The sequence below is a fragment of the Limibacillus sp. genome, assembly GCA_037379885.1.
Taxonomy (GTDB): domain Bacteria; phylum Pseudomonadota; class Alphaproteobacteria; order Kiloniellales; family CECT-8803; genus JARRJC01.
This window is the reverse complement of the sequence record JARRJC010000008.1, coordinates 101,901-122,219: the sequence shown is the minus strand read 5'-3', so window position 1 is coordinate 122,219 and position 20,319 is coordinate 101,901. Positions and strand designations below refer to the sequence as shown.

General features: G+C 66.4%; 18 protein-coding genes and 1 other RNA gene. 2 read left to right on the top strand and 17 right to left on the bottom strand.

The features are described from left to right. From mraY to P8X75_04460, 10 genes are all read right to left on the bottom strand, one after another. Window positions 1-1,024, bottom strand: a 1,024-nt coding sequence (gene mraY, locus P8X75_04505) for a phospho-N-acetylmuramoyl-pentapeptide-transferase (GenBank protein MEJ1994463.1), incomplete at its 3' end; no start/stop codon positions are given. Window positions 1,025-1,040: 16 nt separating this feature from the next. Beyond that, window positions 1,041-2,474 (bottom strand): UDP-N-acetylmuramoylalanyl-D-glutamyl-2,6-diaminopimelate--D-alanyl-D-alanine ligase, encoded by a 1,434-nt coding sequence (locus tag P8X75_04500; GenBank protein MEJ1994462.1) that lies wholly within the window; start codon window positions 2,472-2,474, stop codon window positions 1,041-1,043. Continuing rightward, complete coding sequence (locus P8X75_04495) at window positions 2,471-3,952, bottom strand: UDP-N-acetylmuramoyl-L-alanyl-D-glutamate--2,6-diaminopimelate ligase (GenBank protein ID MEJ1994461.1); 1,482 nt, start codon at window positions 3,950-3,952, stop codon at window positions 2,471-2,473. Before P8X75_04495 ends, P8X75_04500 begins: the two co-directional genes overlap by 4 nt. Beyond that, window positions 3,933-5,699, bottom strand: a complete 1,767-nt coding sequence (locus P8X75_04490; GenBank protein MEJ1994460.1) for a penicillin-binding protein 2 — start codon at window positions 5,697-5,699, stop codon at window positions 3,933-3,935. The genes P8X75_04495 and P8X75_04490 overlap by 20 nt, the downstream gene beginning before the upstream one ends. Next, window positions 5,696-6,247, bottom strand: coding sequence for a hypothetical protein (locus P8X75_04485; protein MEJ1994459.1), 552 nt, complete (start codon window positions 6,245-6,247; stop codon window positions 5,696-5,698). The genes P8X75_04490 and P8X75_04485 overlap by 4 nt, the downstream gene beginning before the upstream one ends. Next, the gene (rsmH, locus tag P8X75_04480; protein MEJ1994458.1) at window positions 6,244-7,209 is read right to left on the bottom strand and encodes a 16S rRNA (cytosine(1402)-N(4))-methyltransferase RsmH; all 966 of its coding nucleotides are present in this window, start codon (window positions 7,207-7,209) and stop codon (window positions 6,244-6,246) included. Before rsmH ends, P8X75_04485 begins: the two co-directional genes overlap by 4 nt. Further along, window positions 7,206-7,673: a division/cell wall cluster transcriptional repressor MraZ gene (gene mraZ, locus P8X75_04475; protein MEJ1994457.1), complete on the bottom strand. Its 468-nt coding sequence runs from the start codon at window positions 7,671-7,673 to the stop codon at window positions 7,206-7,208. The genes rsmH and mraZ overlap by 4 nt, the downstream gene beginning before the upstream one ends. Before the next feature lie 470 nt (window positions 7,674-8,143). Next, window positions 8,144-8,533, bottom strand: an RNA gene (gene rnpB, locus P8X75_04470) — RNase P RNA component class A. A 61-nt stretch (window positions 8,534-8,594) separates the two neighbouring features. Continuing rightward, window positions 8,595-9,068, bottom strand: coding sequence for an autotransporter outer membrane beta-barrel domain-containing protein (locus P8X75_04465; protein ID MEJ1994456.1), 474 nt, complete (start codon window positions 9,066-9,068; stop codon window positions 8,595-8,597). A 657-nt stretch (window positions 9,069-9,725) separates the two neighbouring features. Further along, window positions 9,726-11,762, bottom strand: a complete 2,037-nt coding sequence (locus P8X75_04460; protein ID MEJ1994455.1) for an aminopeptidase P family protein — start codon at window positions 11,760-11,762, stop codon at window positions 9,726-9,728. Window positions 11,763-12,034: 272 nt separating this feature from the next. Between P8X75_04460 and P8X75_04455 the strand changes: the two genes are divergently transcribed. Further along, window positions 12,035-12,415, top strand: a complete 381-nt coding sequence (locus P8X75_04455) for a DUF1127 domain-containing protein (protein ID MEJ1994454.1) — start codon at window positions 12,035-12,037, stop codon at window positions 12,413-12,415. A gap of 197 nt (window positions 12,416-12,612) precedes the next feature. Further along, on the top strand, window positions 12,613-12,993 hold the full coding sequence (locus tag P8X75_04450) for a carboxymuconolactone decarboxylase family protein (GenBank protein MEJ1994453.1): 381 nt from the start codon (window positions 12,613-12,615) through the stop codon (window positions 12,991-12,993). 10 nt (window positions 12,994-13,003) lie between these two features. Here the strand turns inward: P8X75_04450 and P8X75_04445 are convergent, their stop codons facing one another. From P8X75_04445 to P8X75_04415, 7 genes are all read right to left on the bottom strand, one after another. Further along, window positions 13,004-14,011, bottom strand: coding sequence for an ABC transporter ATP-binding protein (locus tag P8X75_04445; protein ID MEJ1994452.1), 1,008 nt, complete (start codon window positions 14,009-14,011; stop codon window positions 13,004-13,006). After that, window positions 14,004-14,984: an ABC transporter ATP-binding protein gene (locus P8X75_04440; GenBank protein MEJ1994451.1), complete on the bottom strand. Its 981-nt coding sequence runs from the start codon at window positions 14,982-14,984 to the stop codon at window positions 14,004-14,006. Before P8X75_04440 ends, P8X75_04445 begins: the two co-directional genes overlap by 8 nt. A gap of 16 nt (window positions 14,985-15,000) precedes the next feature. Next, complete coding sequence (locus tag P8X75_04435) at window positions 15,001-15,906, bottom strand: ABC transporter permease subunit (protein MEJ1994450.1); 906 nt, start codon at window positions 15,904-15,906, stop codon at window positions 15,001-15,003. A 4-nt stretch (window positions 15,907-15,910) separates the two neighbouring features. Continuing rightward, window positions 15,911-16,924: an ABC transporter permease subunit gene (locus P8X75_04430; protein ID MEJ1994449.1), complete on the bottom strand. Its 1,014-nt coding sequence runs from the start codon at window positions 16,922-16,924 to the stop codon at window positions 15,911-15,913. A gap of 75 nt (window positions 16,925-16,999) precedes the next feature. Then, window positions 17,000-18,589, bottom strand: a complete 1,590-nt coding sequence (locus tag P8X75_04425) for an ABC transporter substrate-binding protein (GenBank protein MEJ1994448.1) — start codon at window positions 18,587-18,589, stop codon at window positions 17,000-17,002. Between the two features lie 228 nt (window positions 18,590-18,817). Beyond that, complete coding sequence (locus tag P8X75_04420; protein MEJ1994447.1) at window positions 18,818-19,084, bottom strand: hypothetical protein; 267 nt, start codon at window positions 19,082-19,084, stop codon at window positions 18,818-18,820. A gap of 24 nt (window positions 19,085-19,108) precedes the next feature. Then, window positions 19,109-20,317 carry a geranylgeranyl diphosphate reductase gene (locus tag P8X75_04415; protein MEJ1994446.1) on the bottom strand — a complete coding sequence of 403 codons (1,209 nt, stop codon included), beginning with the start codon at window positions 20,315-20,317 and terminating at the stop codon, window positions 19,109-19,111. Between the last annotated feature and the right edge of the window lie 2 nt (window positions 20,318-20,319).

Here is a 20,319-nt window from a genome sequence, read left to right as displayed (position 1 = left end):
TCACGATGGTGGGCTCGGCCCAGCCCTTCTTTTCGAAGTGGTGGTGCAGCGGGGCCATGCGGAAGACCCGCTTGCCGGTCAGCTTGAAGGAAGCGACCTGCACGATCACCGAGACCGTCTCCAGCACGAAGAGGCCGCCGATGATGGCGAGCACCAGTTCATGGCGCGTGATCACCGCTATGGAGCCGAGCGCGCCGCCACAGGAAAGCGAGCCTGTGTCGCCCATGAAGACCATGGCCGGCGGCGCGTTGAACCAGAGAAAGCCGAGGCTGGCCCCGACCAGTGCTGCGCAGAAGACGGCGAGCTCGCCGGCGCCGGGCACACCGTGAAGGCCGAGGTAATCGGCGAAGACGGCGTTGCCGACCAGATAGGAGATGAAGCCAAAACAGCCCGCGGCGATCATCACCGGAACGATGGCGAGGCCGTCCAAGCCGTCCGTCAGGTTGACCGAGTTGGCCGAACCCACGATCACGAAGACGGCCAGGCCCAGGAAGCCCCAGGAGAGATAGATCAGCACGTCCTTCAGGACCGGCAGGGCCATCTGGTACTGAAGCGATTCCGGGCTGACCGCCGTCAGCCAGACCGCGGCCACGAGGGAAATCGTGATCTCCAGCGCGAGACGCAGGCGTCCCGGCAAGCCGTGGTGTGAACGGGAGGTCAGCTTCTTGTAGTCGTCGACGAATCCGATCATGCCGAAGCCGCCGGTCACCATCAGCACGATCCAGACGTAGTGGTTCGAAAGATCGGCCCAGAGCAGGGTCGAAATGGCGACCGCGAGCAGAATCAGAACGCCGCCCATGGTGGGCGTGCCCTTCTTGGTCAGCAGGTGGCCTTCGGGTCCGTCCTCACGGATCGGCTGGCCCTCTTTCTGCTTTTTCTTCAACCAGTTGATCACGCTGGGGCCGAGCACGAAGGCGATGAGGAGCGCCGTCAGCACCGCCCCGCCGCTGCGAAAGGTCAGATAGCGGAACAGGTTGAAGAAGATCACCTCTTCGGCCAGGGGCGTGAGCAGGAGATAAAGCATGCCTTTTCGCCCCCCTCTAGCTTCCGTTGGCCGCTTTGAGCGACGATTGGCCGAGCGCTCTCAGCGTCTCGACGACATGGGCCATGCGGCTGCCCAGAGACCCCTTGACCATCACCACGTCGCCCGGGCGGACCCGGTCATGAAGGATTTCCGAGAGGTCGAGGGAGTCGGCGGCGTGCTCGCCGCGCTGCGCCTCGGGCAGCGCCTTGTGCAGCGCCGCCATCTCCGGGCCGCAGGTGAAGACGAGATCAATGCCCGCGTCGCGCAGCGGCCCGGCGAGACCCGCATGGAACGCGCGGCTCTCCGGGCCCAGCTCCAGCATGTCGCCCAGAACCGCGATGCGGCGGCCCGGCTCGCGGGGCTTGGAGGCAGCGAGCACCGCAATGGCGGCGCGCACGGATTCAGGGTTGGCGTTGTAGCTCTCGTCGATCAGCTCGAAGGCGCCGTCGGGAAGCTGAACCAACTCCGACGCGCCGCGCCCCTTCAGGGGGCTGAGGCGCGACATCTGCGCGGCCGCCTCGGTCATGTCCAGGCCCAGGGCCTTGGCGACGCCGAGCACGGCCAGGGAATTCATCACCCAGTGCAGACCCGGCATGGACAGGCAGTAGTCCACAGCCTTGCCGCCGATCATGGCGGTGACGGCCGAGCAGCGCGCATAGAGTTCGCTGGAGAGAAGGCGCAACTGAGCTTCGGGATGACGCCCGAAGCCGACGATACGGGTCACGCCTTGCGCCTGGGCCTTGGCGCGCAGCAATCCGAAGTACTCGTTGTCGGCGTTGATGATCGCCGTGCCACCGCTCACCAGCCCTTCGAAGATCTCAGCCTTGGCGGCGGCGATTTCCGCGCCGTTCTTGAAGAATTCCAGATGGGCGGTGGCGATGGTGGTGATGATGGCGACTTCCGGACGGACCTGTTTGACCAGTTCGCGGATCTCGCCGGCATGGTTCATGCCGAGTTCGAAGACGCCGAAGTCGGCGTCGCGCGGCATGCGCGCCAGCGAGAGCGGCACGCCCCAATGATTGTTGAAGCTGGAGGCCGAGGCGCTGACGCTGCCGAAGGCCGAGAGCATGACCCGCAGGGCTTCCTTTGTGCCGGTCTTGCCGACGCTGCCGGTCACCGCGACGATGCGGCCCTGCGCCCGCGCGCGTGCAGCCGCGCCCAGCGCCTCCAGCCCCTTGAAGCTGTCTTCCGCGACGATCAGCGGCGCGTCCTGTCCGATGCCTTCGGGAATCTTGTGGACCAAGGCGGCCGCCGCGCCCTTCTCAAGCGCGGAAGCGACGTGGTCATGGCCGTCGTTGTTGGGTCCTTCCAGCGCGATGAAGAGGTCGCCCTTGGCCAGGCTGCGACTGTCAATGGAGACGCCCGAGGCCTCCCAGTTGCCGCCCTGGCCGCGCGCGGTCCCGCCCAGCGCCTTCAGAACTTCATCGCGGGTCCAGAGCGCTTGCGTCACTCCATCCCTCCCCCGCAGAGGCGGCGCGCCACCTCGGCGTCGTCGAAGGGGATCACCTGATCGCCCACGATCTGTCCGGTCTCATGCCCCTTGCCGGCGATCAGCACGAGGTCGCCCTGGCCCGCTTCTTCCAGCGCGGCGGCAATGGCCTCCGCGCGGTCACCGATCTCGCGCGCGCCGGGGGCCGCCGCCATGATCTCTGCACGGATCGCCGCCGGGCTTTCGCTGCGGGGATTGTCGTCGGTCACGATGACGCTGTCGGCCAGACGCGTTGCGATCTCGCCCATCTGCGGGCGCTTGCCGCGGTCGCGATCGCCGCCCGCGCCGAAGACGCAGATCAGCTTGCCGTCGGTGTGCGGGCGCAGCGCGGCGATGGCCGCCTCCAAGGCGCCCGGCTTGTGTGCGTAGTCGACGAAGACGCCCGCGCCCTTCGGGCTGCTGGCGACCAGCTCCAGGCGGCCCGGCACGCCCTTCAGCTTGGGCAGGGCCGCGAGCAGGGCATCGATATCGCTTTCCGTCGCCTGGGCAAGACCGAGAGCGGCCAGGGCGTTGTGACCCTGATAAGCGCCGATCAGCGCCAGCTCGGCCTCGCTCCGGCGGCCGTCGATCTCCATCTCCAAGGCGATGCCGTGGCTCAAGGGCCGCACGGCCAGCAGCTTCAGCGCCCGGCCGCGCAGGCCGTAGGAGTGTACCTTCTGGCCATGCGCCCGGCAGCTCTCGGCGAGGGCGGCGTATTCGGGGACATCGGCGTTGAGCACCGCCGTCCCGCCCGGCTGCAACAGCTCCGCAAAGAGCCGCAGCTTGGAGCGGAAGTAGCTCTCCATGTCCTTGTGATAGTCCAGATGATCCTGGGACAGGTTGGTGAAGGCGGCTGCCTCCACCTTCAGGCCGTCGAGCCGGTGCTGGTCGAGGCCGTGGCTGGACGCTTCGATCGCCAGGTGGTCGTAGCCGGACAGCGAAATCTCGGCCAGACAGGCGTGCAGCGCCACCGGGTCGGGCGTGGTCAGGTAGGGCGGCGCCTTGCGCGCGGCGGTCTTGGGGATGAGCCCCAGGGTCCCGAGGCTGGCGGCGCGCTCGCCGGTCAGCTCCCAGAGCTGGCGCGTGAAGTCCGCGACCGAGGTCTTGCCGCTGGTGCCGGTGACGGCGGCGATGTGGCGCGGCTGCTCGTCGAAGAAGCGCGCGGCCATGCGGGCCAGGACGGCGCGGGGCTCGCGCGCCGTGACCAGGCCGACAGTCCGGCTCTGCTTCTTAAGCCGCGTGCCCTCGGGGGCCAGGATGGCGGCGGCGCCCATCTCGATCGCCTGGTCGATGAAGTCACGGCCGTCGGCCTTGCTGCCGGGCAGCGCGGCGAAGAGGTCGCCCGGGCCGACCTGCCGGCTGTCCGCCGTCAGTCCCCCGATTTCGATCCCCCCAGCCGTGTCGGCCTTGTCCACCGTAACCTCCAGTCCTTCCGTCAAATCAATGAGCCGTCGCGCCATTGGCGGAGGCCTCCAGCATCAGTCCGGCGGCCGGCGGTGCGGCCACCTCGTAAGTACGGCGGGACACGCCCAGAAGCGGCGCGATGCGCTCCACCACGCGGCCCACCACCGGCGCGGCGACCCAGCCGCCCGTGGCGTAGCCGTAGGTGCGCTTCAGCCCCTTGGGCTCGTCCACCATGGCGAAGATCACGTAGCGCGGATCGTCCATCGGAAAGGCCCCGATGAAGGAGGCGATGCGCGCGTTGTCGGAATAGCGCCCGTTGATCAGCTTGTCGGCGGTGCCGGTCTTGCCGCCCACCAGGTAGCCCTTGGCGTTGGCGAACTTGCCGGTCCCTTGGGTCACCACCTGGCGCATCAGCCAGCTCACGGTCTCGGAGGTCTCCGGGCTGATCACGCGCTCGCCGCCGACCGGCTGGTTCTCCGGACGCTTCAGGAGCGTCGCGGTCTTCAGCTGGCCGCCGTTCACCACGGCCGACATGGCGGTCACGAGCTGCAAGGGAGAGACCGAGAGGCCGTGACCGTAGGAGACCGTCATCATGTTGATCTCGCGCCAGGGGCGCGGCACCAGCGGGGAGCCAACCTCCGGCAACTCGATGGAGGCGGCCTCCAGCAGTCCGAAGTCGCCGAGATAGCGCTGCTGCAACTCCTTGCCGACCCGCTCGATCATATGGACCGTGCCGATGTTGGAGGAGTGGATCATCACCTCCGGCACCGTCAGGGTGTCGCCCTTGGGCTTATAGTCGTTGATGGTGAAGCCGCCGACGCGGATCGGCTTTGCCACGTTGAAGCTTTCGGTCAGCTCGACCACGCCGCTGTCCAGCGCCATGGCGGCGGTCAGCAGCTTGAAGACCGAGCCCATCTCGTAGGTGCCGAGCGTGGCGCGGTTGAAACGCGCATCCTTGTCGGCGGTGCCCGCGTCCTTGGGATCGAAGCTGGGCAGCGACACCATGGCCAGCACCTCGCCGGTCTTCACGTCCATCACCAGGCCGGCGGCGCCGATGCCGCTGAACTCGGTCATGGAAGCGGCAAGCTCCTCGCTCAGCACATGCTGGAGGCGCAGGTCGAGGGAAAGCTGCAAGGGCTCGCTGGAGCCGCCGAGGCTGTCGTCGAAGGAGCGCTCCATGCCGGAGAGGCCGCGGCCGTCGATGTCGGTGAAACCGACGATGTGGGACATGAGAGGACCTTGCGGATAGACCCGCTTGCTCTCTTTCTGGAAGTAGAGGCCGGGTTCGCCGAGCGCGTTGATCTCGAACTGCTCGCGCGGCGTCAGGTCGCGCTTCAGGTAGACGAAAGCGCGGTCGCGGCTCAGCAGCGCCTCAAGATGCGGCTGGCTGACGCCGTTGAGCACCGTGGCCAGCTTGGCGGCGACGCGTCCCGGATTGTCGACCTGCCGCGCGTTGGCGTAGAGCGAGGCGGTCGGCAGGGTCGTGGCCAGCACGATGCCGTTGCGGTCGACGATGTCGGCGCGGCCGATCTGGAAGGCCTCGGCGTGACCCGCGGAAGCGATGCGCGGCTCGCCGGCCGGCTTGAAGACGGCCAGCTCGACGACGCGGCCCCCGACGACGAGGAAGGCCAGCGCGAAAACGGCGCCCGCGACCATCAGGCGCGTGCGGCCCATGTCGAGGCTCTGCTTGCGGCGCGAGCCCACCACCACAGCGGGCTGCCGCCCGGCTTGCATGTCGCAACCGAGCGGCGGGCAGGAAGACACCTTTACCTTGGGGCGGAGCCCCAGGAGCCTGCGGATCATTGCGCCCCTCCATACTTGATGAGGGTGGCGGCGATGGGATCGAAGGGAGCCGTGCCGCCCGATGTGGCGCTGGCGACGCCTGTCGAGACGTTCTCGGCCTTGGGCGCGCCTGGGGGCGGCGCGGCAGGCTCCACGCGGACGACAGCCTGCAAGGCCTCGCTCTCTTCTTCCGGCGCGGCGGGCGCGCTGGCGTAAAGCAGGCCGTCCGGCTTTTCTCTCGGCAACAGCGGACCGGCGTCGGCCGGGCGGATCACGACGCCCTCCAGACGCAAGGGCAGCTTGTCCAGATCCTTGAGGCTGACGAGCTGCGGCTCGACCGCAGGATCGAGGCCGAGGAAGCGCTCGGCCAGACCGGCGATGCGGTCGGGCCGGTTCAGATAGCTCCACTCGGCGCGCAGAACGTGGATCGCTTCCTGATCGCGGACGATCTCCGCGTTGACGCCGGCGAGCTCGCCTTCCAGCTCCTGAACCGCGAACTTGATCTGAAAGACGGTCAGGGCCAGGACGATGGCGACGACGGACCAGATGCAGGCGGCCAAGCGGATCATGACGCGCCCCCCATTTCACTGGACAGCTTGCGGGCGGCGCGCAGACGCGCGGAGCGGGCGCGCGGGTTGACGCGGATCTCTTGCTCGCCCGGCTTCATGGCGCCCTTGAAGAGCAGCGCCAGGCTGGCCGGGGCGGCTTGCGCGACCGGCAAATGGCGCGAGGTGCCCTCGCCGCCGGATTCCCGCTTGAAGAAGGCCTTCACGATGCGGTCTTCCAGGGAGTGGAAGGCGACCACGACCAAGCGGCCCTCGGGGGCCAGCAGACGCTCGGCTGCTTCCAGCCCGCGCTCCAACTCGCCCAGCTCGTCGTTCACGTAGATGCGCAGCGCCTGAAAGGTGCGGGTCGCCGGATCGATGGACTGGGCCGCTGCGCCCTTGATCGCGCCGCGCACGATCTCGGCAAGCTGCAGGGTGCGGGTGATGGGCTCTTCGGCGCGGGCGCGCACGATGGCGCGGGCGACGCGGCGCGACTGCCGCTCCTCGCCGTAGCGGTAGATAATGTCGGCGAGAGCGCCCTCTTCGGTCTCGTTGACCACCTCGGCGGCGCTCGGCCCCTCGCCGCCCATGCGCATGTCGAGCGGGCCGTCCTTCTGGAAGGAGAAGCCGCGAGCGGCCTCGTCGATCTGCATGGAGGAAACGCCGATGTCGAGCGCCACGCCGTCGAGCGGGCCTTCGCCCGCACTCTCCAGCAGCTGCTCCATGTCGCCGAAGCGGCCTTCGAGCATGACCAGCCGGCCTTCGTAATCCTCAGCCAGCTCGCGGCCACGCGCGACGGCCTCGGGATCGCGGTCGATGGCGATCACGCGGCAGTCGGCCGCCTCCAGGATGCCTTTGGTGTAACCACCCGCGCCGAAGGTGCCGTCCAAGTAAAGCCCGCCGTCATGCGGAGCGAGAGTCTCGAGGACCTCGTTCAGCATGACGGGGAGATGCGGGCTCATGACCTTCTTCGCTTGGTGGGTCATCTCTCACCTCCGCCGCGCGGCTTCACGGGGAGGGTCAATCCTTTGGTCTTAGCGCGCTGACGCGCCTCGCTCTTGTGAGCGGCGAGAGCCGTCGGCTCCCAAATCTGAAACAGCGGGCCCTTGCCGACGAAGCAGGCCTTGTCTGTGATGCCGGCGTGGGCCATCAGGCTGGAGGGCAGGACCACCCGCCCCTCCTTGTCCATGGAGAGCGGCTGGCAGTCCGAGAAGAGCGAGGTGGCGATGTCGTCCTGCTCGTCGGAGAAGAGGTCGATCTCGTTGACCCGCTCGCCGAGCTGCTCGATGAAGTCCATGCCCGCGCCTTCGACCGCGTTCGCGCGGTAGGAGGGGAACAGCACGACACTCATGCCGTTCAGCTCGGGCAGCTGCGCGCGGAACAGCGAGGGCACGGAGATCCGCCCCTTGCTGTCGATCCTGTTCTCGTAGGTCCCGAGAAAGGTGGCCAACGCCTTGCTCCCCTTGCGTCTTTCGACGCGCTGCTACTCCCCAGATGACGCCCTTCGGACGGGCGCACTAACGCAATATCCCCGGCATAAGCCTTATTGGGATTACATGGGATATCATGGGAAACCATGGGCGTCAATCGAAACTGAAGTAAAAAAGCTAGGTGGAGCAAGGCTTTATTAATGATTGGGTAACCTTTGCCAGAGGAATCACCGGCCCTACTAGAGGATCGAACTTAAAGTAAAGGATGAAGTCGGCGGCTTTATGCCGATGGAGCGATGGGAAAATGGCAAAGCCGCGGCAAGCCAGGGGTTTAGCCTGGAGGCCTCTTGTTTGTTCTACTTACGTTCTATTTGAAGGGAATGAGACTTTCAGCACGGCAAGCGTGTTTCCTGAAAAGCCCTACGACGATAGGTCGCTGGACAGAGGCGGAGCAAAGGCTGCCGTCCGCTGCATCGAACGGTGGGAAGAAGGGGTCAGACGGCCTGTAAGCCGGGTTCTGTCCCAGGCCGAGGCCTGGGGATGACCATTCATCTGGGACGCCCGTTACCGGACGCCTCGCGCGACCGACCCGAACGGCGGTGCGGAAACACACCTTGGGCGCGAAGCCCAGCCGCTCCTACTTGGTCTTGCTCCGGGTGGGGTTTGCCTTGCCGCCGCCGTTGCCGGAAGCGCGGTGCGCTCTTACCGCACCCTTTCACCCTTACCCGGCGGGCCGAAGCCATGCCGGGCGGTTTGCTTTCTGTGGCACTTTCCCTAAGGTCGCCCTCGCCGGGAATTACCCGGCACCCTGTTTCCGTGGAGCCCGGACTTTCCTCCCCCGCCGCGCAAAGGCGGCGGCAGCGGTCATCCGGCCGTCTGACCCGTTCGAGAAGGTAGAGAGAGCTGCCCCGGGCCGCAAGAGGCCCGGGGCGCATTGCCTCTTACCAGGAGAAGCGCACGCCGAGGTTCACCATGTGCGAGCGCTGGTCGCCGCCGATCTCCGCGTCGTAGCCCATGAAGAGCACGGCGCTGTCGCTGACCTCGAGGCTCATGCCCGCACCGAGGGTCAGCTGCGTCTCGTCGTCGTCGGCGCCCTGCACCGCGGCGGTGCCGAGGAGCGGGTTGGAAACGCCGACCGTCCGGTCGTCGAGGGCGAACTCCTGCTGCGCGCCGCCCCGGATCTCCGAGGAGAAGGTGCGCATGCCGCCGCCGAAGCTGACCTCCGTCTGGTACTCCAGCGCGATCTCACCGCCCGCCCGGAGGGCGTCTGCCGTCGTATCGCCGACCGTCAGGTTGCTGGCGCCCAGGCCGGTCTCGGTATAACCGTCGCGGTGCACCGTGAGGTAGGCAAGAGAGCCGCGCGGCACGATGGAGAAGCCACCGCCCACGTCGAAGGCGTATGGTGTAAATACCATCGCTGGCCGTGCCGGTTACGCCTTGAGAATTGATCTGCAAATAGCCGCCACCGGAATTCCTGGCGTCGATCCCAACGGGATCGGACTTGCCGGGAGGCGCATTGACGATCAGGTTGGCGACCGTGGCGTCGTTGTAGTTGGCGGCCACGCGCGGCAAGGCGGTCAGAGAGGAGAGCGGCGCGACCGCCAGGGTCTCTACTTTCAAGCTGTCGACGGACTGGGCGATAACGCCTTCGAGCGTCGGGGTGCTCTCGGCGACGGTCAGCAGGTCGCGAAAGGGAGCGACCGCCGGCAGCTGCTGCTTATTCTCCTTAACGAGGCCCTTGGGGTCGCTGCGCTTTTCACCATCGGGGGCGGCATCCTGCAGCGCGGCGCCAGCCTGTGTCCCCATGGTGAGAGATAAAGCTAAGAAAGAGGCGCCCGCCAAATAGCGGGCGCGATTCCGTCGCGCCATGTCCTGGCCCCCAAACTCTTCTTCCCGTCAAGACGCGGCCATAGAGCCGCGCTCAAGGATATAAACTCATGCGACTCTATGGCCGCTCTGGTTGCAGCGCGGAGTTTAGTGAATCGGCATACGCCGCACAACAGGCATATGCACTCATTTGTTGATTTTTTTCCGATTGATTTATACTTCGTGTCAACCGACACGTGCGGAAACTAAAGGCTGGCAGTCATTTCCTTCAACCAACCCTGATCCTCTTCAGGCATCTGTGGAGAGAGGGCTTTGAATACCATCGCATGATATGAATCGACCCAGGACCGCTCCTCTTCGCTCAGCATCCCTGTGACGATCAAGCGCCGGTCATAGGGGCAGAGGGTGAGCGTTTCGAAGCAGAGCATCTCCCGGTCCTGCCCCTCCAGGGGCCGCGCCTCGGTGACGGTCACCAGGTTCTCGATGCGGATGCCATAGGCCCCGGGCTTGTAGTAGCCGGGCTCGTTGGAGAGAATCATTCCCGGCTTGAGCGCGACGCTGTTGGGGACCTTCGATATGCGCTGCGGCCCCTCGTGCACCGAGAGGTAGCTGCCGACGCCATGACCGGTGCCGTGGTCGAAGTCCAACCCCGCCTGCCAGAGCGGCTGGCGGGCCAGCGCATCGATCTGGCTTCCGGTCGTGCCCTTGGGAAAGCGCAGCAGGCTGAGGGCAAGATGCCCCTTCAGAACCAAGGTGTAGCGCGTCCGCATCTCCTCGCTCGGCTCGCCGATGGCGACCGTGCGGGTGATGTCGGTGGTGCCGTCGGGGAACTGGCCGCCGCTGTCCAAGAGGAAGAGTTCGCCGGGGCCCAGCGCGCGGCTGCTCTCCTCGGTGACGCGGTAGTGCATGATGGCGCCGTTGGGCCCGGCCCCGGTGATGGAGGCAAAGCTCAGGTCGCGAAACATTGGCAGTGCCCGGCGCAGGCCGAAGAGCCGCTCGGAGACTTCCATCTCCGTCACCGGATCCCCCGCCGCGTGGCGCGCGAGCGCTTCGCGGTCGAGCCAGGCCAGAAGGCTTGCGACCGCCGGACCGTCGCGGCGGTGGGCGGCGCGCGCGCCCTCTACCTCTATGGGGTTCTTGGTCGCCTTGGGCAGCAGGCAGGGATCCTGCGCACGCTCCAGCGTTGCGCCGCCCTCCTCCAGCCGGTCGAAAACCCAGACCCCTGCGCTGGAGGGATCCGCCAGCACCTTACGACCGCCCGCCCCCAAGGCTCTCAAGGCATCGCCGAGACTCTCCGGCGCCGAAATCGTCACGCTGTTGCCCAGGGCGCGCTTCAGCGCCGGGGTCACCTTCCGCTGATCCACGAACCAGTCGAGCGAGCCATCCGCCTTCAAGATCGCGTAGGAGAGCGTGAAGGGCGTGTGCGGCACGTCCCCGCCGCGCAGGTTCAAGAGCCAGGCAATGGACTCCGGCAGGGTGAGCACGGCGGCGGCCAACCCTTTCTTCTTCAGGTCGTCGGCCAGCCGCGCGCGCTTCTCCTCGCTGGCCTCGCCCGCGTAGTCGAGGGAATGCGGCACCGCCGGAGAGAGCGGCGCAGGCGGGCGCCCCTCCCAGACCGCATCCAGGGGGTTCTCTTCAAGGGCGACGAGTTCCGCTCCGGCGGCCTCGGCCCAGGTCTTGAGCTGGCGCGCCTGCAAGGGCGCGTGCAGGCGCGGATCGAAGCCCAGGCGCTCGCCCTTTTTCAGATGCTCGGCCAGCCACTCGCCGATCGGCTCCTCGGTGATGTGGCGCCGGTCGAAGTGGTCGCCGGGCACCTGGTTCTGGAGCTGCAGGGTATAGCGGCCATCCGAGAAGACCGCTGCCCGCCCCGACAGAACGATGGCCGTGCCCGCCGACCCGGTGAACCCGGTCAGCCAGGCGAGCCGCTCGGCGTTCGCCGGAACGTACTCCCCTTGATGCTCGTCGCCGCGCGGTACCACGAAACCTTGGACGCCTTGCCGCTCAAGCTCGCCGCGCAGCCGCGAAAGCCGCTCCGCCGCAGAGAGCTGCGGCGCTGGAGCGCGCGCCGCCGCCAGCGCCCGCTTGCGCTCGCCCAGCGCCTCGGCCAGGGCCGGTGAGGGTCTCTCCGCGACCAGCGCCATCCAGGCGGCCGGGTCCGAGGGCTCCGGCGCGGCCAGCACGCCCTCGATCAGCGCGTCCAGCGCGGCGCGGTCGAAGCCGGGGGCCTCAGCCGCCAGAAGGCTGTCCAGGGCCCGGTCATCCGCGCCAGCAAGCTCGTTCATATTTGCCTCTCTCTTCCCGCCATAAGCCCTGTGCAAGCTTCTTTTGTTTCCTAGAACTGGTTCAAAAACAGTACTTTATGAGCCATGCTCGCCATGCATTGCTGCGGTGCAGCATTGGCTCTTCTTCCGGTGAAGGGGCAGCGCCATCTTCTCCATCGTGAGCGGCGGCGAGAGCCTATGACGCCAGTTATGCGACGCCAAAGACCCACCGCCAATTATGGAAGTAATTCTGACGGCTCCTGGAGCCCAGAGCAAAACCTAAAGGTGACCAAATGACGACCCTGTCTGAAATGCAGGTGGACAAGTACATCCTCGAGGCCCGCTACATGCGCGGCCAGATGATTCGTGAAACCCTGACCGGCTTCGGTGCTCTGCTGACCAAGACGCTGCCCGAGGGCCTGCGCCGCTACTACCAGCGCCGCCGCACCCTCGCCGCGCTTGAGCAGCTGGACCCGCGCGTGCTGTCCGACATCGGACTGCATCCCGGTTCGCTGCGCCGCGCCGCCTACGCCGCCGCTGACCATGCCTTCGATCAGGAAAAGCGCGGCGTGGAACGCCCCAGCTTCCTGACCAGCGCACAGGCGATGGGCTCGCCCATCACCGTGGAGGCCCTGGCCGCCAACTCGAACGACGGCAGCCGCAAGGCCGCCTAAGGACAAGGCCCACCGAAACCAAGAACCCACGGGGGGCGCGCCTCCCCTCCTCCCAGAGAAGCGCCCCTCGTGAAATGCAAACGGCCCCGCCCCTTCCTCCCAGGCGGGGCCGTTTGTCGTTTCAGCTTGCCGGAAAGCAGCGGGCGGACGACCATCGGGGCCCTTTTTGATCTCATCGACGAAGGAGCAGAAGACCGATGGACAAGGAACGCTTCGAAACCGGCCTGGCCCAGCGCAAGGCGACCCTGGGCGCTGAGTACGTGGAAAAGAACCTGGCGGCGGCCGACGACTTCACCCGCCCCTTCCAGGAGATGATGACCGAGTGGTGCTGGGGCTTCGGCTGGGGCGACGAGTCCCTGGACCCCAAGACCCGCAGCCTGATGAACCTGACCATGATCGGTGCGCTCGGCAAGATGCATGAGTGGGAAATCCACTGCCGCGGCGCGCTCAGGAACGGCGTCACAAAGGAACAGATCCGCGCCGCCATCCACGTGGTCGCGATCTACTGCGGCGTGCCCCAGTCCCTGGAGTGCTTCCGGGTGGCCCGCAAGGTCCTGGAAGAAGCGGGCGAACTCTAAGCCGCGTCCGTCACGCCAGCTCTTCCACCTTCTTCGCCGCCGTGCCGTCCAGTACGCCTTCGCCGTGGTGGCAGGCGACCAGGTGGCCGCCGATCTCGCGTAGTTCGGGGCGCTCGGCGGAGCAGCGTTCGGTGGCGAAGGGGCAGCGGCGGTGGAAGGCGCAGCCCGAAGGCGGGTTGAGCGGTGAAGGCAACTCGCCCTTCAGCGGCACCTTTTCGTGGCGGTGCGCGGGATCGACCGCCGGGGTCGAGGCAAGCAGCGCACGGGTGTAGGGATGGGTCGGCTGACTGAAGACCGCCTCCTTCTCCCCCTTTTCCACCACGCGGCCCAGGTACATCACCATGACCTCGTCGGCGATGTGGCGCACCACGCTCAGGTCGTGGGAGATGAAGAGGTAGGCGAGATCGAACTTCTCCTGAAGGTCCATCAGAAGGTTCAGCACCTGCGCCTGGACCGAGACGTCCAGGGCCGAGACCGGCTCGTCGGCGACCAGGATGCGCGGGCGCAGCATCAGCGCGCGGGCAATGGCGATGCGCTGGCGCTGCCCGCCGGAGAACATGTGGGGATAGCGGTTGTAGTGCTCGGCCCTGAGACCGACCAGGGACAGCATCTCCTGCGCCTGCTCGCGCCGCTCGGCCGCCGAGAGCTTGCGGTTGATGACCAGCGGCTCTTCCAGGATCGTACCGACCTTCTTGCGCGGGTTGAGCGATCCGTAGGGGTCCTGGAAGACGATCTGCACTTCCTCGCGCAGACGCTCACGGGTTTTCTTATCCGCGCCGGCCACGTCCTCGCCGTCGATCTCCAGGATGCCCGAGGTGGGCGGCTCGATCTGGGTGACGAGACGCGCCAGGGTCGACTTGCCGCAGCCGGACTCCCCGACCACGGCGAGGGTGCGCCCGGTCTCCAGCTCGAAGCTGGCGCTGGAGAGCGCCTTCAGGGTGGCAGAACCGGCGAGGAAGCCCTTGCGGACCTCGTAATGGCGGGCCAGTTCCCGCGCCTTCAGGATCATCTCACCCATCGGCCCGCTCCATGTCGTTCAGGGGGCAAAAGCAGCGCAGCTTGCCGATCTCGTGCTCGCTGAGCGCGGGCCGCTCTTCCCGGCAGCGTTGGATCGCGTGACTGCATCTGGGACTGAAGAGGCAGCCCTTTGGCCGGTCGCCCGCGCCGGGCACGACCCCCGGGATGGTCGGCAGGCGGCGGGCGTCGCCCGCGCGTTCGGGCAGGGCGTCCAGCAGGGCGGCGGTGTAGGGATGGCTCGGCCGGTTGAAGAGCCGCTCCACGCTCTGCTCCTCCATCTGCTGGCCGGCGTACATGACCGAGATGCGCTGAGCCGTCTCGGCCACCACCGCCATGTCGTGGGTGATCAGAACCAGCGCCATGTCGCGCTCGCGTTGCAGGCGCACCAGCAGGTCAAGGATCTGCGCCTGGATGGTGACGTCCAGGGCCGTCGTCGGCTCGTCGGCGATCAACAGCTTGGGATCGCAGGAGATCGCCATGGCGATCATCACGCGCTGGTTCATGCCGCCCGACATCTGGTGTGGGAAGTTGTCGATGCGGCGCTCGGGATCGGGAATGCCGACCAGGTCCAAAAGGTCCAGCGTGCGCGCCCGCCGCTCCTTGCGCGAGAGGCCCATGTGCGCCTTCATGGCCTCGCCCACCTGAAAGCCGATGGTGAAGCAGGGATTGAGGCTGGTCATGGGCTCCTGGAAGATCATCGCCAGGTCCTTGCCGACGATGTTCCGCCGCGCCTTGGCGCTCAACCCCAAAAGTTCCTTGCCGTCGAAGGTCAGGCGGTCGGCGCTGACCTTCGCGATGGGCGGCAGCAAGCCCATGGCGGCCAGCATGGTGACCGACTTGCCCGATCCGGACTCGCCGACCACGCCCAGAACCTCGCCGGCGTTCACGGTCAGATCGATGCCGTCCACCGCCTTGAAGGGACCGGCGGAGGTCGGGAACTCGACCGTCAGATTGCGTATCTCGAAAAGCGCCATGACCGTCCCTCCCCGCTCAACTGCGCTTCAGGCGCGGGTCGAGCGCATCGCGCAGCCCGTCGCCCATGAGATTGATCGCCAGCACAGTGATCAGGATCGCCAGGCCGGGGAAGGTGACGATCCACCAGGCGCTTGTGATGAACTCTCGCGAGTCGGCCAGCATAGAGCCCCATTCGGGCAGCGGCGGCTGGGCGCCAAGCCCCAGGAAGCCGAGCGCCGCGGCGTCCAGGATCGCGGTGGAGAAGGCCAGCGTCGCCTGCACGATCAGGGGCGCCATGCAGTTGGGCAGCACCACGATGAACATGACCCGCAGCGGGCCCGCCCCCGCCACCCGGCTGGCCGTCACGTAGTCTCGCGACAGCTCGCTCATGGCCGAGGCGCGCGTCAGGCGCACGAAGTGGGGGATGTAGACGATGGCGACGGCCATCATCACGTTCTCCAGCCCCGGGCCGATGATCGCCACCACGACCAGCGCCAGCAGCAGGCTGGGCACGGCCAGGATGATGTCCATGACGCGCGTGATGATGGTGTCGAATACGCCCTTCAAGAAGGCGGCCAGCAGGCCCAGGACGATCCCGCTGCTCAGACAGATGCCGGCCACGATGAAGCCGATCAAAAGCGAATAGCGCGAGCCGTGGATGATGCGCGAGAGGATATCGCGGCCCGTGGCGTCGGTGCCCAGCAGGTACTCCGCGCGACCGCCTTCGACCCAGAAGGGCGGCAGCTGAAGCGCGTCGCGGTACTGCTCGATGGGATCGTGAGGGGCCACGACGTTCGCGAAGAGGGCGACGAAGACCAGAAAGACCAGATAGCCAAGCCCGACCACCGCGCCCTTGTTCTCGCGGAAGTAAAACCAGAACTCGGCGATGGGGTGGACCGGTTTGACGGCGGCGCCGCCCGCGGTTTCGCTCGCTTGCGCCATGCCGCTACCTCGCGTGCCGGATTCTGGGGTTAATGAGGCCGTAGAGCAGGTCCACGATGAGATTGACCACCATGACCAGCGTGGCGATCAGCAGCAGCCCGCCCTGGACCGAGGGGTAGTCGCGGCGGCTGATGGAATCGACCATCCACTTGCCGACTCCCGGCCAGGCGAAGATCGTCTCGGTCAGGATCGCCCCGGCCAGCAGCACGCCGACCTGAAGACCGATCACCGTGACCACGGTGATCAAGGCATTCCTCAGCGCGTGCAGACCGATGACGCGCCAGCCGGACAGTCCCTTGGCGCGCGCGGTGCGGACATAGTCCTCGTTCAGGACGTTCATCATGGCCGAGCGCGTCTGCCGCGCGATCACGGCCATGGGAATGGTGCCAAGCACGATGGTCGGCAGGACCAGGTGATGCAGCGCATCCAGGACCGCGCCGTCCTGCCCGGAGAGATAGGCGTCGATCACCATGAAGCCGGTGACGTTCTCGTAATAGAAACGGATCAGGTCGCTGCGCCCGGAAACCGGGGTCAGGCCCAACCAGGTGGAGGAGACCATGATCAAGAGGATGCCCCACCAGAAGATCGGCATGGAGTATCCGGCCAGCGCGAAGGTCATGGAGGAGTGGTCGAAGGCCGAGCCCCGCCGCACCGCGGCCAGCACGCCGATGGGCAAGCCCAGCGCAATGGCGAAGACGATGGCGAAGAGAGAGAGCTCCAGCGTCGCCGGGAACAGCGTCAGGAACTCGTTCAGGACCGGCTGCTTGGTGGTGATGGAATTGCCGAGGTCGCCCTGGAAGATGCCGACCAGATAGCTGAAATACTGCTCGTAGAGCGGCCGGTCGAAACCGAACTGCTTCATCAGTTCGGCATGCCGTTCGGGATCCATGCCGCGCTCGCCCGAAAGCAGCTCGATGGGGTCTCCGGGAATCGCCCGGATGAGCATGAAGGAGATGACCGTGACGCCCAGGAAGGTCGGTACGAGCATCGCCAGTCGGGAGACGAGAAACCGGAACATGGAACCCCTTAAAAGGAACTAGGGACGGGCGAAGCGCTCACCCGTCCCTATCCCATTGGCCCTTGGGCCCGTCAACTACTCGATGTCGACGCCATAGAAGACGTGGCCGCCGAAGGGATCGATCCGGAAGTCCTTGACCTCCTTACGAACCGGCTTGAAGACCACGGAGTGGGCGATGGTGATCCAAGGCGCTTCCTCCTTGAAGATCACCTGAGCTTCCTCGTAGAGACGGGTCCGCTCCGCCACGTCGGCGGTCTGCTTGGCCTCGACCAGCAGGTCGTCGAAGGGACGATAGCACCAGCGCGCGCGGTTCGCCCCGGACGCCGCCTCACAGCCCAGAAGGACGAAGAGGAAGTTGTCCGGATCGCCGTTGTCGCCGGTCCAGCCCAGCAGCACGGTCTCGTGCTCGCCGTCCTTGGAGCGCTTCAGGTACTCGCCCCACTCGAAGGACACGATCTCCGCCTCGACGCCGACCTTGGCCCAGTCGGCCTGGATCAGCTCGGCCATGCGCTTGGCGTTCGGGTTGTAGGGACGCTGCACGGGCATGGCCCAGATGTTGGTCTTGAGGCCGGAAACGCCCGCCTCGGCCAGCATCGCCTTGGCCTTCTCCGGATCGTAGGGGTAGTCCTGCACGTCATCGTTGTAGGACCAGATCGTCGGCGGGATGGGGTTCTTGGCCGCCTTGCCGGCGCCCTGGAACACCACGTCGATGATCGCCTGCTTGTTCACGGCCATGTTCAGCGCCTGACGGACGCGCTTGTCCGTGAAGGGCTCTTTTTCCGTGTTGAAGGCGAGATAGCCGACGTTGAGGCCTTCCTGTTCCATCAGGTTGATCTCGTCATGCGCCGCCATGTCCTCCAGATCCGCGGGATTCGGATAGGGCATGACGTGGCACTCACCGGCCTGGAGCTTCTGCCAGCGGACGGAAGCGTCGGGGGTGATGGCGAAAATCAGGTCGTCGATCGGGGCCTTGCCCTTCCAGTAACCGGGGTGGGCCTTGTAGCGGATCACCGCGTCCTTCTGATACATGACGCGCTGGAAGGGGCCGGTGCCGACCGGGTTCAGGTCGACCTTCTCCGGGGTGCCCGCCTTCATCATCTGATCGGCGTACTCAGCCGAGAGGACCGAGGCGAAGTCCATGCCCATGTTGGCGATGAAGGGCGCTTCCGGACGGTTCAGGATGAACTGAACGGTGTAGTCGTCGACCTTCTTCACTTCCTTGATCAGGCCGGGCATGTCCATGGCCTGGAAGTACTCGTACTGACCGCCCGACACCATGTGGTAGGGATGGTCGGGATCGCGCTGACGCTCGAAGCTGTAGATCACGTCATCGGCGTTGAAGTCGCGCGACGGGGTGAAATCCGAGGTCGACTGGAACTTGACGCCGCGGCGCAGGTTGAAGGTGTAGGTCAGGCCGTCGTCGGAGACGTCCCAGGATTCCGCCAGCGCAGGCACGATCTTGGTGGTGCCGCGCTCGAACTCGACAAGGCGGTTATAGATCTGACGCGACGAGGCGTCGAAGGTCGTGCCCGCGGTGTAGAGCGAGGGGTTGAAGCCCTCGGGGCTGCCCTCGGAGCAGTAGACCAGAGTTTTCGCCGACGCGACGCTGATCAGCGCGGCAGAGGCGAGTACGCCGAGCGAAGCGGCGAGTAAGGTTTTTTTCAACGGAAGTACTCCCAAGTGTTTGGTTTATTTTGAATAATCCCAGCGTTTCTTCCCGATCTTCTTCCGGACCGGCTCAATCGTTCTCCCAACGGTCCACAGCTTAGCTCTTCTTATTCCTATGGTGTCAAGCTCAGCGGATAAGTTCCAGCCGGGGCGCGAAACAATGGAAAATACGCAATCTTTTGTAAGCGAATTGAGCCCTTCCCGCTTCGACGTCGTCAGCCCGCCTCAGCGCCGCAGCCTCAAGACCAGATCGCCGAGATGACAGAGCAGCCCCGCCAGAAGGCAAAGCGCCATGATCGCGAGCGATGAGTCCGCCAGCGCAAGACGCAGCGCCAGAGCCAGGCTGAAACCCGACGCCAAGGTCGCCAGCAGCGAAGCGCCCTGGCGCAGACGCCCGCGCGTCCAGAGATAAAGGGCAACGGCCAAGGCCTCCGCGACGATCATCGCCAGGACGAGATCGACCATCCAGGCGGAGGATTTGAGGGTCTCCATCCCCGCCCTCCCTTTCAAGCGACTTTAAGGGGCGACCAGTCCCGTCATGTGGGCCAGGTCCTTGAAGAAGATGCGCAGATGCGCCATCGGATTGGAGAAGCTCAGGCGCTTGTTCATGTAGGAATCCCAGGTCAGGTGCTGCACATCGGGATCGCCGCAGATGCTGACGAAACGCTCCCGGCGGCCATCCGTGCGGTACCAGTAGTTCTGCATCGCGCCCAGGATCCAGAAGGTGCTGGCATGGTCGCGCATGAAACGCTTGCGCGCGCCCGCCAGGGCCTTGGGGTTGCCGCTCCTGAGGCACTCGGCCACCGCCTCGGCGGCCAGCTCGCCACTCAGCATCGCGTAGTAGATGCCCTCACCGGAGGCCGGCGCCACGACCCCGGCGGCATCGCCCGCCAGCAGCAGGTCACGTCCGTTGTCCCAGCGCTTGCGGGCCCTGAGCGGGATGGGCGCGCCTTCACGGCGGAGGGTCTCGCAGCCGGAGAGATCCGCTTCCGCCCGCAGCGCATCGACCGCGCCGCGCAGGGAAAAGCCCTTCTCCGCGGAACCGACGCCGACCGAGGTGACGCCGCCGTGCGGGAAGATCCAGCCATAGAAATCGGGCGAGATGCGCCCCTGGTAGTAAACGTCGCAGCGTTCCGCGTCGAACAGCCCCGGCCTCGCCGCTGACTGCCCCTCGGGGGACCGCACGATCTCGTGGTAGGCGAAGACCGAGGGCGGCTCGGGTTCCTTGAAGGCCTGGCGCGCCAGCTTGGAGCGGGCGCCGTCCGCGCCGATCACGAGCCGCGCAGCGACCTCCTCAACCGCATCCTTGTCCCCACCTCCGGCGCGGTAGCGGATCACGGCTCCCCCCTCGCGGTCCCGTTCCAGGGAGACGAAGCTGCCGGTCAGGCGCTCAGCGCCCTTCCCAGCCGCACGCTCACGCAGGTATTCGTCGAAGGTCTCGCGGTCCACCATGCCGACATAGCCGCCTTCCTGGATCGGCATGTCGACCGAGCGGGCGGTCGGCGAGACGATGCGCGCCGAGCGGATGCGCGCGACCACCTGTTCTTCGGGTATCGCGAAGTCATGGATCAGGCGCGGCGGCACGGCGCCCCCGCAGGGCTTGATGCGCCCGGCCCTGTCCAGCAGCAACACGCTGTGGCCCTGTTCCGCGAGCAGGGCGGCGGCTGTGGCGCCAGAGGGGCCGCCGCCGACCACCACGACGTCATAACGGGCTAGTTTCGGCATGG

What these genes read in the sequence shown, in the direction of transcription:
- P8X75_04440 (MEJ1994451.1), bottom strand. Translation starts at nt 14,984, where the DNA reads ATGGCGCTTTTCGAGATACGCAATCTGACGGTCGAGTTCCCGACCTCC.
- P8X75_04465 (MEJ1994456.1), bottom strand. Translation starts at nt 9,068, where the DNA reads ATGGTATTTACACCATACGCCTTCGACGTGGGCGGTGGCTTCTCCATC.
- P8X75_04430 (MEJ1994449.1), bottom strand. Translation starts at nt 16,924, where the DNA reads ATGTTCCGGTTTCTCGTCTCCCGACTGGCGATGCTCGTACCGACCTTC.
- P8X75_04485 (MEJ1994459.1), bottom strand. Translation starts at nt 6,247, where the DNA reads ATGATCCGCTTGGCCGCCTGCATCTGGTCCGTCGTCGCCATCGTCCTG.
- P8X75_04445 (MEJ1994452.1), bottom strand. Translation starts at nt 14,011, where the DNA reads ATGGGTGAGATGATCCTGAAGGCGCGGGAACTGGCCCGCCATTACGAG.
- rsmH (MEJ1994458.1), bottom strand. Translation starts at nt 7,209, where the DNA reads ATGACCCACCAAGCGAAGAAGGTCATGAGCCCGCATCTCCCCGTCATG.
- P8X75_04435 (MEJ1994450.1), bottom strand. Translation starts at nt 15,906, where the DNA reads ATGGCGCAAGCGAGCGAAACCGCGGGCGGCGCCGCCGTCAAACCGGTC.
- P8X75_04460 (MEJ1994455.1), bottom strand. Translation starts at nt 11,762, where the DNA reads ATGAACGAGCTTGCTGGCGCGGATGACCGGGCCCTGGACAGCCTTCTG.
- P8X75_04415 (MEJ1994446.1), bottom strand. Translation starts at nt 20,317, where the DNA reads ATGCCGAAACTAGCCCGTTATGACGTCGTGGTGGTCGGCGGCGGCCCC.
- P8X75_04450 (MEJ1994453.1), top strand. Translation starts at nt 12,613, where the DNA reads ATGGACAAGGAACGCTTCGAAACCGGCCTGGCCCAGCGCAAGGCGACC.
- P8X75_04420 (MEJ1994447.1), bottom strand. Translation starts at nt 19,084, where the DNA reads ATGGAGACCCTCAAATCCTCCGCCTGGATGGTCGATCTCGTCCTGGCG.
- P8X75_04495 (MEJ1994461.1), bottom strand. Translation starts at nt 3,952, where the DNA reads ATGGCGCGACGGCTCATTGATTTGACGGAAGGACTGGAGGTTACGGTG.
- P8X75_04455 (MEJ1994454.1), top strand. Translation starts at nt 12,035, where the DNA reads ATGACGACCCTGTCTGAAATGCAGGTGGACAAGTACATCCTCGAGGCC.
- P8X75_04490 (MEJ1994460.1), bottom strand. Translation starts at nt 5,699, where the DNA reads ATGATCCGCAGGCTCCTGGGGCTCCGCCCCAAGGTAAAGGTGTCTTCC.